General features: G+C 59.5%; 17 protein-coding genes and 1 pseudogene. 12 read left to right on the forward strand and 6 right to left on the reverse strand.

All coding sequences use genetic code 11. The features are described from left to right. Window positions 1–134 precede the first annotated feature (134 nt). From L904_RS11355 to L904_RS11410, 12 genes are all read left to right on the forward strand, one after another. Entirely contained in the window at window positions 135–794 is a 660-nt protein-coding gene (locus tag L904_RS11355) for a TetR/AcrR family transcriptional regulator (protein ID WP_082707605.1), read from the forward strand. Window positions 795–979: 185 nt separating this feature from the next. Next, a complete protein-coding gene (locus L904_RS11360; protein WP_035259343.1) occupies window positions 980–1,333 on the forward strand; it encodes a helix-turn-helix transcriptional regulator in 354 nt (117 codons plus the stop codon). A gap of 83 nt (window positions 1,334–1,416) precedes the next feature. After that, entirely contained in the window at window positions 1,417–1,944 is a 528-nt protein-coding gene (locus L904_RS11365) for an arsenate reductase ArsC (protein ID WP_059762546.1), read from the forward strand. Beyond that, window positions 1,944–3,002, forward strand: coding sequence for an ACR3 family arsenite efflux transporter (arsB, locus tag L904_RS11370; protein WP_035260518.1), 1,059 nt, complete (start codon window positions 1,944–1,946; stop codon window positions 3,000–3,002). The genes L904_RS11365 and arsB overlap by 1 nt, the downstream gene beginning before the upstream one ends. A 2-nt stretch (window positions 3,003–3,004) precedes the next feature. After that, on the forward strand, window positions 3,005–3,427 hold the full coding sequence (gene arsC, locus L904_RS11375) for an arsenate reductase (glutaredoxin) (protein ID WP_035260515.1): 423 nt from the start codon (window positions 3,005–3,007) through the stop codon (window positions 3,425–3,427). Beyond that, entirely contained in the window at window positions 3,402–4,130 is a 729-nt protein-coding gene (gene arsH / locus L904_RS11380; protein WP_245285011.1) for an arsenical resistance protein ArsH, read from the forward strand. The genes arsC and arsH overlap by 26 nt, the downstream gene beginning before the upstream one ends. Before the next feature lie 369 nt (window positions 4,131–4,499). Further along, the gene (locus L904_RS11385; RefSeq protein WP_035260511.1) at window positions 4,500–5,066 is read left to right on the forward strand and encodes a YceI family protein; all 567 of its coding nucleotides are present in this window, start codon (window positions 4,500–4,502) and stop codon (window positions 5,064–5,066) included. Between the two features lie 111 nt (window positions 5,067–5,177). Continuing rightward, window positions 5,178–5,567 (forward strand): lipoprotein, encoded by a 390-nt coding sequence (locus L904_RS11390; RefSeq protein WP_035260509.1) that lies wholly within the window; start codon window positions 5,178–5,180, stop codon window positions 5,565–5,567. A 5-nt stretch (window positions 5,568–5,572) separates the two neighbouring features. After that, window positions 5,573–6,079, forward strand: a complete 507-nt coding sequence (locus L904_RS11395) for a sigma-70 family RNA polymerase sigma factor (protein WP_035260507.1) — start codon at window positions 5,573–5,575, stop codon at window positions 6,077–6,079. Continuing rightward, window positions 6,076–6,855, forward strand: coding sequence for an anti-sigma factor (locus tag L904_RS11400; RefSeq protein ID WP_035260505.1), 780 nt, complete (start codon window positions 6,076–6,078; stop codon window positions 6,853–6,855). Before L904_RS11395 ends, L904_RS11400 begins: the two co-directional genes overlap by 4 nt. Window positions 6,856–6,858: 3 nt before the next feature. Continuing rightward, window positions 6,859–7,503 carry a cytochrome b gene (locus tag L904_RS11405; RefSeq protein WP_035260502.1) on the forward strand — a complete coding sequence of 215 codons (645 nt, stop codon included), beginning with the start codon at window positions 6,859–6,861 and terminating at the stop codon, window positions 7,501–7,503. 461 nt (window positions 7,504–7,964) lie between these two features. After that, complete coding sequence (locus L904_RS11410) at window positions 7,965–8,594, forward strand: DUF1062 domain-containing protein (RefSeq protein ID WP_035260500.1); 630 nt, start codon at window positions 7,965–7,967, stop codon at window positions 8,592–8,594. A 72-nt stretch (window positions 8,595–8,666) separates the two neighbouring features. On the opposite strand, the gene L904_RS11415 is transcribed toward L904_RS11410, so the two are convergent. The 6 genes and pseudogenes from L904_RS11415 to L904_RS11440 all read right to left on the reverse strand — a co-directional run bounded on the left by L904_RS11415 (window position 8,667) and on the right by L904_RS11440 (window position 16,560). Continuing rightward, complete coding sequence (locus tag L904_RS11415; protein WP_059762548.1) at window positions 8,667–9,365, reverse strand: HpcH/HpaI aldolase/citrate lyase family protein; 699 nt, start codon at window positions 9,363–9,365, stop codon at window positions 8,667–8,669. 12 nt (window positions 9,366–9,377) lie between these two features. Continuing rightward, window positions 9,378–10,183 (reverse strand): annotated as a pseudogene (locus tag L904_RS11420) (SDR family NAD(P)-dependent oxidoreductase). Between the two features lie 9 nt (window positions 10,184–10,192). Further along, window positions 10,193–11,869, reverse strand: coding sequence for a hydantoinase B/oxoprolinase family protein (locus L904_RS11425; RefSeq protein ID WP_059762550.1), 1,677 nt, complete (start codon window positions 11,867–11,869; stop codon window positions 10,193–10,195). A 12-nt stretch (window positions 11,870–11,881) separates the two neighbouring features. Continuing rightward, entirely contained in the window at window positions 11,882–13,945 is a 2,064-nt protein-coding gene (locus tag L904_RS11430; RefSeq protein WP_035259890.1) for a hydantoinase/oxoprolinase family protein, read from the reverse strand. Between the two features lie 146 nt (window positions 13,946–14,091). Then, the gene (gene nac / locus L904_RS11435) at window positions 14,092–15,030 is read right to left on the reverse strand and encodes a nitrogen assimilation transcriptional regulator NAC (protein WP_059762552.1); all 939 of its coding nucleotides are present in this window, start codon (window positions 15,028–15,030) and stop codon (window positions 14,092–14,094) included. Window positions 15,031–15,351: 321 nt separating this feature from the next. Further along, window positions 15,352–16,560 carry an aspartate transaminase gene (locus L904_RS11440; protein ID WP_035261114.1) on the reverse strand — a complete coding sequence of 403 codons (1,209 nt, stop codon included), beginning with the start codon at window positions 16,558–16,560 and terminating at the stop codon, window positions 15,352–15,354. Between the last annotated feature and the right edge of the window lie 23 nt (window positions 16,561–16,583).

The following is a 16,583-nucleotide window of genomic DNA, read 5'->3' on the forward strand; positions in this document are numbered from 1 at the left end:
CGCCTGGCAGCCGAAAATCCGGTTCGGGCGGGTGCTTCTCCGCTCCCAATTCGCCTTTTACGGGTAAGGCGGATTGACAGGCAATCATGATATAATTAATGGACTAAGTGCTCAATTAATTTATGGGAGCAATCATGGCCCGCAAGCTGGATCCAGCCAAGCATGAAGCCAAGCGGCAGCAGATTCTCGAGGCCGCCATTACCTGCTTCGCGCAAAACGGCTTTCACCAGACCACCACGGCGCAGATTTGCGCGGCGGTCGGCATGAGCTCCGGCAATCTCTTCCATTATTTCGCCAGCAAGGAAGCGATCATCGAAACGATCGTTGCCGAAGAGCGACGGGAAACCGCTGACTATTTCGCCGAACTCGGCGCGGCGGACGATCAGTTCGGTGCGATTTTGGGTTTCGTCGACGCCTCGCTGGAGCTTGCGACCGATCCGACCTATGCCCGGCTGGTGCTGGAAATCGCTTCCGAAGCCATTCGCAATCCAGCCATTCATGCGATTGTACGCACCGCCGACCAGGAAATTCGCGCGGGCCTCGCCGATCTCGTGCGCAAGGGAATGGAGCGGGGACAGATCGACGCCAATCTCGACGCCGAGCGCACCGCCACCTGGATCGCCGCATTGATAGACGGTGTTTTCTCGCGTCTGGCGGTCGATCCCGATTTCCGGCCCCTGAAAGAGGCCGATATGATGCATCTCATCATCGGCCGCTTCCTGGCGGCACGGCAATATTCCAATGCAGCGGATGAAACCGGACGATGTCCGACGCCGGCAACGGCTGGGGCATAGGCCCGTACCGAATAGTCCCGGAAAACCGGACTGCGGTCTCAAGGACGGTCGTTGTCGCGGCTTTACGACGCGAAGCTGGTTCAAGCGCTTTCAGGGGCAGGGCGAGGGGAGTTTCTTCGTCTGGCCTGTCGACCATGACGATGTCCGTCACTTGACATATTCAATATATCCATTATTCTGGATATATGGATAATAGTAGTGCAATAACCGCGCTTGGCGCGCTCGCCCAATCTACCCGCCTGGAGACCTTCCGGCTTCTCGTGCGCCACGAGCCGGATGGCATTCCAGCCGGTGAGCTTGCGCGTCTTGTCGACGTTCCCCAGAACACGATGTCGGCGCATCTCGCCACGCTTTCCCGGGCCGGTCTGGTCAAGAGTGAGCGGCAGAGCCGGTCTATCATCTATCGCGCCGATCTTGACGGGTTGCGCCTGCTGACCCTGTTTCTGCTGAAGGATTGCTGCGGTGGTTCGACCGAGCTTTGCGCGCCTTTGATTGCCGAGCTGACACCCTGCTGCAGCCCGCAGGCGAAGCCGTCATGAACGCCGCCGGGCTGGTATCCACCATCTCTTCTGCTTCGATCGCGGGGCTTGCCAGACCACCGATCTAACCACGGACCGAAACCATGACCGACAAGATCTATAACGTGCTCTTTCTGTGCACGGGCAATTCCGCTCGCTCCATTCTTGCCGAATCCATTCTCGCCAAGGAAGGTGAGGGGAGGTTCAATGCCTATTCGGCCGGCAGCCGGCCGAAGGGAGAGGTAAATCCTCACGCACTGAAGGAACTGGCGGTGCTGGGGTATCCCACCAGCGGCTTCACCTCGAAAAGCTGGGACGTGTTTGCCGGGCCGGATGCGCCACGGATGGATTTCATCTTCACGGTATGCGACAGCGCCGCCGGCGAAGCCTGTCCGGTCTGGATCGGCCATCCTATGACGGCCCATTGGGGGATAGAGGATCCCGCCGCTGCGGTTGGCTCGGAGATCGAGGTTCAGCGCGCCTTCGCGCAGGCCGCGCGTTTCCTCAAGAACAGGATCGCGGCTTTCGTCAGCCTGCCTCTGCAATCCATCGACCGAATGGCGCTGGAAACACAGCTTCGACAGATCGGTGCATTGGATGGAACCACCAATCCTGAAGGAAAGTCGGCCTGATGTCCGTGTTCGAACGATATCTGACCGTCTGGGTGTTTCTGTGCATCGTCGCCGGTGTCGCGCTCGGCCATTTGATGCCCGGCGTCTTTCAGCTCATCGCTGCGGCCGAGATCGCCAAAGTGAATATTCCGGTCGCGATCCTGATCTGGCTGATGATCATTCCGATGCTGCTCAAGATCGATTTCCGCTCTCTTTCGCAGGTCGGCATGTTCTGGCGCGGCATTGGCGTGACCTTGTTCATCAACTGGGCCGTCAAGCCGTTCTCGATGGCGCTGCTCGGCTGGTTTTTCATCGGCTGGCTGTTCCGGCCTTATCTTCCGGCTGGTGAGATCGATTCCTATGTCGCCGGGTTGATCATCCTTGCCGCGGCTCCATGCACCGCCATGGTCTTCGTCTGGAGCAACCTTACACGCGGTGAACCGCTGTTTACGCTGTCGCAGGTCGCGCTCAACGATGCGATCATGGTCGTGGCCTTTGCTCCCGTGGTCGGCCTGCTGCTTGGCCTTTCCGCCATTACCGTACCCTGGGATACGCTTGTTCTCTCTGTTGCGCTCTATATTGCCGTTCCGGTCATCCTTGCGCAGCTGATCAGGCATCGGCTCATGACTGACGGAACCTCACGGATGCTGGATTGCGTTCTCGCAAAGCTGCAGCCGGTTTCTCTGGCGGCGCTGCTCGCGACACTCATTCTTCTCTTCGCCTTTCAGGGCGAGCAAATCATCGCCCAGCCGGCCATCATCGGCCTGCTCGCCATTCCAATCCTCATCCAGGTCTATCTGAATTCGGGGCTCGCCTACCTCCTGAACCGCATGACGGGTGAGCGCCATTGCGTCGCCGGGCCTTCCGCACTCATCGGCGCCAGCAACTTCTTCGAACTCGCGGTCGCGGCCGCCATCAGCCTGTTCGGCTTTCAGTCAGGTGCTGCGCTGGCAACCGTTGTCGGCGTCCTCATCGAAGTTCCGGTCATGCTTTCGGTCGTCTGGATCGTGAACCGCTCGAAGGGCTGGTATGAGGCTGCCCCCGCCGTTTCCCGAACGATAATGACCGAAAGGCAGTAACCATGGACGCCACCATCTATCACAACCCGTCCTGCGGGACGTCGCGCAACACGCTGGCGCTGATCCGCGCGGCAGGGATCGAGCCGACCGTGATCGAATATCTGCGGGAACCGCCGACACGCGAAAAGCTTTCAAGAATGATTGCGGATGGGGGCCTGACGGTGCGCGAAGCCATGCGCGAGAAGGGGACTCCCTATGCCCAGCTCGGTCTCGACAATCCGGACCTGACTGACGACCAGTTGCTCGATGCGATGATGGAAAGGCCGATCCTGATCAATCGTCCCTTTGTCGTAACACCGCTCGGCACCAGGCTCGCCCGTCCTTCAGAGGTCGTACTGGATATTCTGCCGGACACTTTCAAAGGGCCGTTCTTCAAGGAGGATGGCGAGCAGGTCCTCGATAATGAAGGAAAGCGCATTGTCTGACAGGTTTCCCGCGTTGCAGGCGCATCACCTGCACAGCATTGACCCGGAGGCTCTACGTCCGGCGTTTTCGACCCATAAACCACGCATCCTGATCCTTTATGGCTCGCTGCGCGAGGTGTCCTATAGCCGTCTGCTGGCATTCGAGGCTGGGCGGCTGCTCGAACGGCTCGGTTGCGAGGTTCGTATATTCGATCCGAATGGCCTGCCTTTGCCCGATGAAGCGCCGACCAGCCATGCCAAGGTGCAGGAATTGCGTGAACTTTCAGAATGGTCGGAAGGACAGGTCTGGGTAAGCCCAGAACGTCATGGCGCAATGACCGGCATCATGAAGTCGCAGATCGACTGGATTCCTCTTGCAATCGGTTCTGTACGGCCGACACAGGGCAAGACGCTCGCCGTCATGGAAGTGTCCGGCGGCAGCCAGTCCTTCAACGCCGTGAACCAGATGCGAATTCTCGGCCGATGGATGCGGATGATCACCATTCCCAACCAATCCTCGGTGGCAAGGGCGTATCAGGAATTCGACGCAGAAGGCCGGATGAAGCCGTCATCCTATTATGACCGGGTCGTGGATGTCTGCGAGGAACTGGTGAAATTCACGCTGCTGACGCGTGACGCTTCCAGCTATCTCACAGATAGATATAGCGAACGCAAAGAGTTGGAAGATGAACTTGAGAAACGTGTTTCGCTAAAATCAATCTGACAGGGTGAGTTCTGTTCAACGCTTCGTGCTTTTCAATCCCGGAACCATATGATCAGTTCGATTTCGGCGGGAGAAGATATCACGGGCTTTCGAGGCGTTGAACCTGCCATGGCTTGATCGTGCGGCGACGTATGTAACCAGCAATAGCCGCACAAATCCGGAACTGCACCATCAAATAAGTTCCATAATATATCTTATGCGATTATTGTTTGTGGATTGAAGCCACCTCCCTGACGGGTGTTTTTCCGGCACCGTCAAAGGCGGTCTTCCCCTATGGACGGGATTTTGAAGATCCGCCGGCGTGGTGCGGATTAAACCTCTTCCTGTGGTGTTCTCCTGAGTGCGACTACTCATCAAGGAGCTTGCGCCGTGAAATATTTCCACTCCATCACTCTCCTTTTCCTGACATTGGTTTGCTCGCCGGTCTCTGCCAGTCCATTCTCGTCGGCGGCCGGACGCTATCGTATCGATCCTGCCTCTCACATCCGCTTTTCGATTGCGCAGGTTGCCGGTCCCGGGATCAAGGGCACAATTCCTGATATTTCCGGCCGCTTCGACATCGACCCGGACCAGCCGGCCAGGTCTTACGTGGAAATCAGTCTCAACCCTTCCAGCGTCCAGACCGGGCAAGAACGGGTGGAAAATTTCCTGCGATCCAGCGCGGTTTTTAATATCGCCGTTTATCCGCAGATCGTGTTTCGCTCCAGCCGCGTTACGCAGGACGGACCGCGCAGCGCCGTGGTTGAAGGCATATTGACAGCCAGAGGCATATCCAGACCCGAAACGTTTCACGCGACATTCGTTGAACAACAGAAGGGATCCGTCACCTTCCACGTCACCGGCAATGTCGCACGCCTGCCCTATGGCATGGGTGTCGGAGTGCCGCTCTATTCGAATACGGTTGCATTCGACATCGATTTGAAGGGCGTCAGATAAAGGCGCTGGGGCAGCAAAAAGTCGAGCCCGGTGGGATTAAATGCCGCGGGCGGGTGTTTGTCTAATATCGGGCATATCGTCCAATCCGTTACCCTTCAAAGGATTATCGTCATGCGTGCACATCATTTCATTCTGGCCGGCGTTGTAGCGCTTGCCGCCACGGCCGCCCTCGCCGAACCATATGCCGGTGGCGCCGTGGTTGAAAAGGCAACGGCCAAAGGCACGATCCTGACCGACGCCAAGGGCATGACCCTCTATACATTCGACAATGATACCAATGGCGCATCGTTCTGCTACGACGGCTGCGCAAAGAAATGGCCGCCCCTCGCCGCCTCGAAAACCGACAAGGCGGATGGCGACTATAAACCAATCTCCCGCAAAGATGGTACGATGCAATGGTCGCATGACGGAAAGCCGCTCTATCGCTGGCAGATGGACAGGAAGCCCGGCGATGTCACGGGCGATGGCGTTGGCGGCGTCTGGCACATTGCCAAGGAATAGTATCCATGCCGGATTTTCTGGACGAGATGACGAGTTGCATACCAGCGCTTCGCCGCTACGCGAATGCGCTCACGCATGACCGTGACACGGCTGACGATCTCGTCCAGGACTGTCTGGAAAGAGCGATCCGTAAAAAGGCGCTGTGGAAACCGCAGGGACCGTTGCGTCCGTGGTTGTACCGGGTGCTTGTCAACGTCTACCGTAACAATCTGCGCGGCCGCAATCGCCGGCCCTCGCAAATCCCGATCGACGATGTTGCGGAACAGCTGTTTGTGCCGGCGGCGCAGACGGGCCGGATTGCGCTTGCCGAAATGGCCCGCGCCATTGAAAAACTGTCCGGCGAACATCGCGAGGCCCTGCTCCTCGTCGTCGTCGAAGGCCTCAGTTATGCGGAAGCGGCAAATGTTCTTGAAATTCCGCTGGGCACGCTGATGTCCCGTCTGGGGCGGGCCCGAACGGCTCTCGCCCGGATGACCCAGGAAGACCAGCCAAATCTCAAGGTGATAAAATGACCGGCAGCGAATCGCAGATAACCGAAGCCGATCTGATCTCTTATGTCGACGGGCAGCTCGAAGACCCACGGCGTGACGCCGTTCGTGCCCACCTCGCCTCCAATCCGGCCGACGCAAGCAAGGTTGCGATGTGGCAGCAGCAGAATGCGACGCTGACGGCTCTCTACGGCCCGCTTGATACCGACGCCCTGCCCGAGCGTCTTGATGTTTACCGCATCGAGCGGCGTCTGCGGTCGCAGCGCGCCGATTGGCGTAACATGGCGGCGGCATCCATCCTCATTCTGGCCATTGGCTTGGCAGGCGGCTGGTTCGGGCGCGGGCTGGTCTCTCAGGTCGCGGAGCCGGCACACTCCATCGTGGCGGATGCGACGCAGGCACATAAGCTGTTTGCGAGCGAGGTTCTGCATCCGGTGGAAATTCGGGCCGATGCGGAGAACGCTTCCAGCCTGCCGAAATGGCTTTCGAAACGGCTGGACCGCAAACTGAATATTCCCGACCTCACCCGCCACGGTCTGTCCCTTGTCGGCGGCCGGGTGCTCCCCAGCTCGGAGGGCGCCGCCGCCCAGCTGATGTATGAGGATAAAAGCGGGCAGCGCGTCACTCTTTATATCGTGGCTGCGGTCGACTCGAGCGATACCGCGATGCGCCGCTCCAGCATCGGTTCACTGGAGGCCATCTCCTGGGACGACGAAACCATCCGCTGTGCGTTGGTCGGCAACCTGCCTTCCGACCGCATGGACGCAATCGCGAAAGATACCTATCAACAATTGAGCTAGCCGATGAGATATTTCGAGGATCATTCCGATAGGGTATCAACGCGGGAACGGCCGTGGCGTAATACGCCCATATCCTATGGATTGGTGGCGATCTCGTTCCACTGGACAATCGCGGTGCTTTTCCTGATGCAGCTTGCGCTGGGATATCTGATGAGCCGCGACAATATCGACCCGGTTCTTCAGTTCGACCTGTTCCAATATCACAAGTCGATAGGATTTCTGGTGCTGGCCCTCGCCGTGCCGCGTTTCCTGTGGTCGGTTTTCAGCAGAAAGCCGCAGGCTTTAGAAGGTGAAGGGCTGGCATCGAGGTTCGCCGCGCGGGCCGCTCACGCCGCGTTGCTGTTCCTTACGCTCGCCGTTCCTCTCGCCGGCTGGGCGGTTGCGTCGACCTCTCCTCTGCAAATCCCCAGTTACGTCTTCGACCTCGTGGTCGTGCCGGGATTGCCTCTGGTGATTTCCGACAAGGCGGAGGCCTTCTGGAGCGAGGTTCACGCCACCCTCGCCTACCTTGCCGCAGCCATCGTCTTTCTTCATGTGGCGGCGGCGTTATGGCACCATTTCATCCGCAAGGACGCGACTCTCCGACGTATGCTTCCGTTTCCGACAGCCGCAGATAGCAGGCATAAAACCTCCGCTTCCGGGAAATAAACGCACAAGCCGTTATTTAAGTATTGTTTCCATTATTTTTATGACGATAGAGCCTGTCCGCAACGTCATCTGAACCGGGAAGAATGGGCGGGGCACTTGACGTTGCATAAAAGTCGCATCGCAACGGCTTTCGGTCTCTTCGCCGCGCTGGATGACTCTGTTTCGGAGCGATCATTTGTTATTGTCGCCGCCGAAGAGCATTGGCGCATCGAGGTAGACTTTGCCTAAGTAAATACCGGTCTCAATCCAGTTTCACCCGTATTGCCGGATAGCCACAGGCTGTCGGCGTATGATCATGTTCATCGGGTGGTGGCAAGAGACCGGTCTGGCATTGTTACAATGTGCCCTGCGCAGCGCCGCTGTCTCAGCTCTTCACCACCCAAGAACACCGCCATGCCGTTCCCGTAAGGGTTTTCTCCTGCACCATCTTGGTGGACTTCCGAATGGAAGACCAAGAGACCATGTGCAATTTACTTCGGGTCCAATGGACCGTTACGCCACGAACGGCGCCCCAGCCCTGGCTTGCATGCAGCGGATGCGGCGGCCTGAGGGCGTTTCAGGCCAGTGGCAAGATCCGGCTCAATGCCAATGGCCGCAAGCTGGATGCCTGGCTTATCTATAGATGCATAATCTGCGACAAGAACTGGAACAGGCCGATTTTCGAGCGCCAGAATGTCCGGGACATCAGCCCTGCGGTTCTCGAAGCGCTGCAGTCCAACGATCCGCAATGGATAAGGGCGGAGACATTCAATCTCGAAGCTTTGCGGCGCAAATCGCAGCGCGTCGACGAGTTTCCCGAATTCGATATCGCGAAACAGATACGGGATGAACCTCCCGACTGGGCCATGGCGGAGATCGATCTCGCGGTTCCGTTTCAGGCCGGCATACGCCTTGACCGCCTGCTAGCGTCTGAACTCGGGCTTTCGCGGTCGATGCTGCAGAAGCTTCAGGATGACGGTTGGCTTCGGGCGCAGTCCGACGGTTCCGATCTTTTGCGACGGCGCGTTAAAAACGGCAGCCGGATCGTGATCGCGCGCTGCGACAGCTTCGATCCGGAGCATTTGTGGAAACCCGTCACGGCGGAATTCTAACGGCATAACGAGGGCCTGAAACTTCAGGCCCTCGCTTGCAGCATCGTTCAGCCGGAAAACCCCTGCTCCGCCTCAGGCGAGCGCCTTCTTCACAGCAGCGAGACCTCGGCGCAGGAACGGATCGGAATGGACGTAGAAGAATTGCACGCCACGCTTCCGCCAGTGCGGCATTTCGTCCAGCGTCGCGAGCGTTCCCGCGATTTTTCCGGCTGCGCGTATCTTGTCGACAGCAATGGCGACCTTCTCCATTACCACATCCGGGCGTGGCTCGCCGAATGGCGGCGCGGGCGGATAGCCCATATCCTGCGAAAGATCGCCGGGACCGATGAAGAAGACGTCGATGCCCTCGACCGTCAGCATCTCGTCCAAAACATCGATCGCATCGACGGTCTCGATCATGGCGATGACCAGCCGCTTTTCGTAATCCGACGGCAAGGCGTAACGCACCGCATCGACAATCGCGCGGGCCTCCTCGGCATTGCCGACCATGGGCACCATGATCCCGTCCGCACCGGCATTGAGATAGCGAATGATGAGCGGCCGCTCGTGCGAATGCGGGCGCACGATGGCAGCGCCCCCAACGGAGCGCACCACCTGCCCGGTCGCCCGCACATCCTCAAAGCTCCATGTGCCGTGCTCGCAATCGAGGAAGATTGCGTCCGCGCCCAGTTCCACCAGCCGGGCGGAAAGGCCCGACGACGTATGATGCGGGGTGAACATGCTGATGGCTTCACCCGCCGCAAGGCGGGCGCGCAGCTTTGCTCCATTCATGGGCGTCTCTCCCTAGTTCTTTTTCGGCATATCCGGCGTATCGTCCGGCGCGCCCACCCAGCGCGCGACTTCGATATCCTTCGATGTGTCACGCATATGGGTCGGGCAGATGTGCAGTTCCGGAATGACCGCGCTTTTGTTCAGGCTGGCGCAAAGCAGGATGGCGCGGGCCACGTCATGCGGATCCATCATCACGGCGCGTTCTTCCTTCAGAGGCGGACGCGCGCGGTTGTTCATGATCGGTGTATCCGTCTCGCCCGGCAGGATGGTTGTCGCCCGGATACCCTGGTTGCGATAGGTATTTGCAGGAAGGTCATGAAGTTCTTCACGCCGGCTTTTGCAGCGCCATAGGCCACGCCGCCCAGAAGATTGGGATTGAGGGCGGCGAGCGAGGAGACGGTGATGATTGTGCCCTCACCCTTTGCGATCATCTCCGGCAGCACCGCCTGTGTCAGGTTGAACACGGCCGTCAGATTGACGTTGATGGTGGCGTTCCACTCCTCCTCGCCGATGAAGCGGGCGTTGAGCACCTTGCTGGCGGAACCGGCATTGTTGACCAGAATATCGATGGGACCGACGGCTTCGCCGATCGACTTGACCATGTCGAAGATCGCATCGCGCGAGGCGATGTCGAGCGTGCGGGCAATCGCCTTGCCCTTCTTCTTCTCGATCAGTTCCACGACCTCGCGCAGCGGATCGAGGCGGCGTCCGGTCAGAACGACCGTCGCCCCTTCTTTCGCCAGCAAAATTGCGGTTTCGCGGCCGATGCCTGAACCGGCGCCGGTTACCAGCGCAATTTTTCCGTTCAGCAGTCCCATTCTCATCTCCTATTCGGCTGCGGCAGCAATGGCGCCAGAATAGCCGAAGATTTCTTTCGCCGCCTTCGCGGTGACCAGACCTTCGGAAATATCCTGTTCGATCAGTGCGCGCGAACGCTCGCTGGCCCTGCCCCAGCCGCCACCGCCGGGTGTCTGAACTTCCAGACGTTCGCCGGTCTGAAGCACGACCTTGCCCTTGGGGAAATGCGACTTGCCCTGCTTCATCACCTTGCCGGCGGACCCGCTCCGGCCTTCCACCACGCCGAAGCAGGGGTGGCGGACGCGTTCCGATGCCAGATAGATGTTCATCGGGTTTTTGCCGAGATTGCGCAGAACGACACGCTGACCAAGGCCGCCGCGATGTTTGCCGGCGCCACCGGAATCGGCGATCAGCTCCTTGCGTTCCGTCAGCACCGGAACGGCGACCTCGAACATTTCGATGGCCGTGACCTTGCAGTTGGATGGGAAGCTCAGCGTATCCAGCCCGTCGAATTCGGCGCGTGCGCCCTGCCCGCCATGGAAATTCTGCACGGAACCGTATTGCGTGCCATCGTTACGCTGGCCGACGCAATTGGCCGCCCAGATCGGCGCGCCGCCGCTGTCGCCCAGAACCTTTTCCGGCACGATGCCTTCCAGCGCCTTGAATATGAGCGAGGGAATGACGTGGCCGATGAGGTTGCGCGAATTGCCCGCCGTCCATTCCTGCGGATTGAGAATGCAGCCGAGCGGCGCCTCATCCGTGATCGGGACGATGCAGCCCTCATTATTGGGCGTTTCGGCATCGAGCAGGCATTTCAGCGCGTAGACCGAATGGGCGTAACGGTAGTTCGTGCGGCAGTTGATCGAATGCAGGACCTGATCCGACGTGCCGGTATAATCCACATGAATGGAATCGTCCCTGACGATCACCGAAGCTTTCAGCTTGACGTCGACATCGTAGCCGTCGAGCAGGACTTCGGCGGAATAGGTGCCGTTCGGCCATTCGCGGATCGCCTTGCGCGTCTGCGCCTCCGAGCGGGTGTGGATGGCGTCGGCCAGCCCGTCGACATCGTCCAGCCCGTATTCATCGAGGAATTTCACCAGTTCGCGGCCCATGACATTGTTGGCGGCGATCATCGATTCCAGATCGCCGCGCACTTCCGTGGGAAGGCGGACGGAGGCTGCGATGATATCGAACACATCCTCGTTCGGAACGCCGGCCTTGAGCAGCTTGACGATTGGGAAACGGATGCCTTCCGCGAAAATGTCGCTGGCTTCCGAATGCAGCGGCGCGCCGCCAATATCGGGAAGATGGGCGATGGACCCCGCATAGGCGACGACCTTGCCGTTCTTGAAGATCGGCGTGATCATCGTCACGTCGGGCAGATGGCCGGTTCCGATTTCGGGGTCATTGGTGGCCAGAACATCGCCCTCCTCCAGCATCTCGACTGGAAACTTCGGCAGGAAATATTTCTGCGCCGCCGCGGGCAGCGAGGTGATGAAAACCGGGATCGACCAGGTGCATTGCGCCAGAGCCCTGCCCTTACTGTCGAGAAGTACCGTAACGTAGTCATGGTTCTCTCGCACGATCGGCGAAAAAGCCGTCTTGCCGAGCACGTTATCGGCCTGATCCGCGATGAAGATCAGGCGGTTCCACATGACCTGAAGGTTGATCGGATCGTTGAAATCGGTTGCGGGTTTCGACATTTGACTGCCCCCTTAGAGAATATTGATCACGAGATTGCCGTGGGCATCGACATGGAAGGTGCCGCTCGGCCCGACAACGGCCGTCGATTCACGCTGTTCCACAATGGCAGGCCCCTTCACCTCATAGCCGACCGGCAGCTTGTAATGGTCGTAAACCGAGGTTTCGACATAGCCGCCCGCCTCCTGAAAATAGACCTGCCGGCTGCCCTTGCGGGCTTCGGCAACGACGGTTTCATGCGGCCGGGTGACCTGATCCTTCTCGCCGCTGGCGCGCAGACGCCAGGTGATGACTTCTAGCGGCGCCGCCACCGTGCGGCCGAACAATTCGCGATAGAGCTTGAAGAAACTGCCGCGCAATTCTTCAAGGAAAAGGTCTTTCGGCAGGTTACGGTCGGGCAGTACCACCGTAATCTCGTGTCCCTGCCCCACATGGCGCATATCCACGGTATAACGATTGGTGATCGTCTCCTTCGGAACGCCGGCGGCCGAAACGACTTCCGCCCCCTGAGCGGAAAGATCATCGAGCAGACGGTTCATTGCCTCGATATCCCAGGCATCGAGCGCCATCGGATGGCTTGCGGAGAGATCGACGGCGACCGGCGCGATCAGCAGGCCGATGGCGGAGCTGACGCCCGCGCCGGTCGGGCAGATGATGCGCGAAATGCCGAGCTTGCGGGCGATGCCGTAGGCGTGCACTGGGCCTGCTCCGCCGAAGGCCACCATCGGTAAAGAGCGTGGATCGACGCCGAGATCGGTCGCATGCATGGCAGCGGCCTTGCTCATGGATTCATTGACGAGATCATGGATGCCCCAGGCGCAGCGCTCGACAGACACATCGAGAGAAGTGGCCAGTTTGGACATCGCCCCGTGGGCGGCGTCCTTCGACACCTTGAACGAGCCGCCGACGAAGGATTCCGTTCCCATGTAACCGAGCAGAATATCGGCGTCGGTCACCGTCGGTTCGGTTCCGCCGCGCTGATAGGCCGCCGGACCCGGCATGGCGCCAGCGGAATGCGGGCCGACATCGAGAAGACCGAGCGGGTTCTTCGCGGCGATGGAACCGCCGCCGGCGCCAATCTCGATCATCTGGATCGACTGAATTTTCAGAGGAAAACCGGATCCCTTGCGGAAGCGCTGGTAATGCGCGACTTCGAGATCGGTGCCGACATTCGGTTCGCCATCGGGAATGAGGCAGAGCTTGGCGGTGGTGCCGCCCATGTCGAAGGAAAGAACGCTTGCTTCGCCCGCCGTGCGGCCGAATTCGGCGGCGGCGACAGCACCTGCGGCTGGGCCGGATTCGATCAGGCGAACGGGAAGTTCGGCGGCGCGACGGCTCGGCACAAGACCGCCCGAAGAGGTCATCCACAGCACCTGCCGGTCGATGCCCTTCTCAGCAAATTCCCGCTGCAGATGGGCGACGTGGCCGGACATTTGCGGGCGGGTATAGGCGTTGACCACCGTTGTCGAGGCGCGGTCGAATTCGCGCATTTCCGGGCAGACCTCGGAAGACAGCGACACGAAGATATCCGGGTCTTCCTCGCGCAGAAGGGCGGCGACGCGCTGCTCATGCTGCGGATATTTGTAAGCGTGCAGCAGGCAGACCGCCACCGAGCGGATGCCTTTTTCCTTCAGCCGTCCGGCAATCTCGCGAACGGTATCTTCCTTGAGTTCCGTCATTACCTCGCCGTCGGCGGCGATGCGTTCTTCGGCGCCAAAACTGTTGGCGCGGGTGACCAGCGGATCGGGATATTTGATGTTCAGATCATAGAGATCGTAACGCCCCTCGTTGCGGATGCGCAGCATGTCCTGAAAACCGTCGGTGGTGACGAAGCCGGTTTCAACGCCCTTGCGCTCCAGCACGGCATTGGTGACGACGGTGGTTGCGCCAAGCACCTGCAGGTTCTCGATCGCAATCGCGTCCGCATGCTTTTCGAGCAGCTCCGACACGCCCTGAACAACGGCTTCGGCCGGATTTTTCGGCGTGCTCAGGACTTTATGGAGGTGAAGTTCGCCGCTGTCGTCCAGAAGCGCGAAATCGGTAAAGGTACCGCCAGTATCGAAAGCCAGTTTTGCCATTGTTTCCCTCGAGCGACCATGCAGCCTCTCCGGCTGCCTTGTGGACCCAAATTTGAATCCGTTCACTGATGGAAAATTTGAAACGTTCGGCGGGCCTTTACCAACACAACCTCGGTCTGCCGCCATAGGGTTTGCTTATAGCGAATTCAGATGGCGCGAATGCCGGGGTGGTGGCCGCTCTTGAGCTTGGTGACGATCTCGAGAAGCACGGAACGCGCCGCCAGAGCCGGCTCGGAAAGCGGCATATGATCGGAGACGCAGAGCGACACTGTTGCATCGATGACAGGTGTTGTGAGGGGATGTAGCTGCGCGCCGCTGAAGCTCGGGGTTTCCAGAACCACCGAGGCTGGCAGGATCGTTGAGCCGAGACCGTCCAGTACCGCAGCGCTCAAAGCAGGCACGGATTCCAGTTCTGAAATGACCTCCGGTCGCGCCCTGGCTCGGGCAAGACCTTCATCGATGAGCCGGCGAAGAAAATGCGCTTTGCTCGGCAGCAGCATCGCGTGGCCATCCAGCGCCGAGAGCGGAAGCGGCTGACCGGGTTCGGCCGGCAGTTTCATATCGGCGGGCGAGACGAGGAACATTTCTTCCCGGAACAACGGCTCCAGCGTCACGCCCTTGATGGGATCGGAGGTGTAGATCAGCGCCATATCCATCTTGCCGGTCATGATCAGCTCGCTGAGGATATGGCCGAAACTGTCGTTGATATGGACCGTGATGGCGGGAAACCGCGCCCTCATCTCCTTGATGAGCGGCAGGGACAGCGCGCTGGAGGAGGAATAGGTCGCGAGCCCGATGGAGACGCGGCCGGAGACCGAGCGGGCCGAGCGGTCGATATCGGTCTGCGCCTGCTCGATCTGCTTCAGCATGATCTGCGCATGGCGATAGAGGATCAACCCGGCCTCGGTCGGCGCGATGCCGACATTGCTGCGCAACAGCAGCTGGTGCTTGAAGTGCTGTTCCAGGGACGCGATCTGCTGCGATAGCGCCGGCTGCGCCACGCGAAGAATGCCGGCGGCACGCGAAACGCTGCCGGTATCGACGATCTTGACGAAGCTCTTGAGTTTTTTGAAATCGACGCTCATCGGTCCCCACTTTTTGGGGAAATCCTAGCGCATCGGGGCGGAAACAGGAATGGATTTCTGCAAGGACGGCGCGTAATTTCAATGGGATAGAGCGTTTCACATGTCCCGAACACTGTAGACGACACAAGTGCTTTATGTAATCGGGCATTTTCGCACCCTCATTCCTGTGCTTGTCACAGGAATCCAGCCGACGCGCGTCTGCGCGGCGGGAAGAGTCCTCTCAGCCCAAGGACTTGGGCTGGCTGGATCCCTGTGACAAGCACAGGGATGAGGGACGGTGAGCGGACGGCAAAAAGCCTCCTTTGGGCCGAGCGGTCTGTCTTACCGCAGGGCCGCCACCGCACGCTCGATGCGGTCGCATGCATCCTCCAGCACTTCCATGGAGGTGGCGAAGGAAATGCGGAAATAGGGCGAAAGGCCATAGGCAGCGCCCTGAAGAGCCGCCACGCCGACGCTGTCGAGGAGATAAAGAACGAAGTCGAGATCGTTTTCGATCACCTTGCCATCCGCGGTCGTTTTGCCGATCACCCCGGCGCAGCTCGGATAGAGGTAGAAGGCGCCATCCGGCACCATGCAGGAAAGGCCGGGGATCGCGTTCAGGCGCGCGCAGGCGTAGTCGCGCCGCTGTTTATAGACCGCAACGCTTTCCGTCACGAATGTCTGATCGCCGGAAAGCGCGTGGGCTGCGGCGGCCTGGCTGACCGAGGACGGGCAGGATGACATTTGTGACTGCAACTTGTTGATGGCGGCGACGAGTGCTGCCGGCCCTGCCCCGTAACCGATCCGCCATCCCGTCATTGCATAGGATTTTGAAACGCCGTTGGTCAGAAGCACACGGTCCTTCAGTTCCGGAACGACGGCAACGAGGGTTTTCATCGGCTCGTTTCTGAACCAGACCTGATCGTAAATATCGTCGGAAAGGACCATGACATGCGGATGGCGCAGCAATACGTCGCCCAGCGCCTTCAGTTCCGCTTCGCTATAGGCAGCACCCGTCGGGTTCGAGGGAGCGTTGAGGATCAGCCACAGCGTCTTCGGGGTGATCGCCGCTTCCAGCGCTTCGGCCGTCAGTTTGAACCCCGTTTCCTCCGGGCATGCGACGATGACGGGCGTGCCGTCATTGGCGATGACCATATCGGGATAAGACACCCAGTAGGGAGCCGGAATAATCACTTCCGCACCATTCTCCACGCTTGCCATCAGCGCCAGAAACAGGATCTGCTTGGCGCCGCCGCCGACGCAGATTTCGCTATCGCTATAGGTGATGCCGAGACGTTTCTGGAAGTCGCCAATGATCGCCTTGCGCAGCGCCGGCGTGCCGTTGACAGCGGTATATTTGGTCTCTCCCCGATCGATGGCGGCATGCGCCGCCGCCTTGACGGCTTCCGGTGTATCGAAATCCGGCTCGCCCACCGTCAGGTCGGCGATGTCGCGGCCGGCGGCCTTCAATTCGCGGGCGCGGGCCGCCGCCGCCGTGCTTGGCGAAACCCTAATTTTCGACACGCGTGATGCTGGCACGAAAGTGCTCATGGTCTTTCCTCGTCTGATATAAA

This window comes from Agrobacterium sp. LY4, assembly GCF_001526585.1.
Taxonomy (GTDB): Bacteria; Pseudomonadota; Alphaproteobacteria; order Rhizobiales; family Rhizobiaceae; genus Agrobacterium; species Agrobacterium leguminum.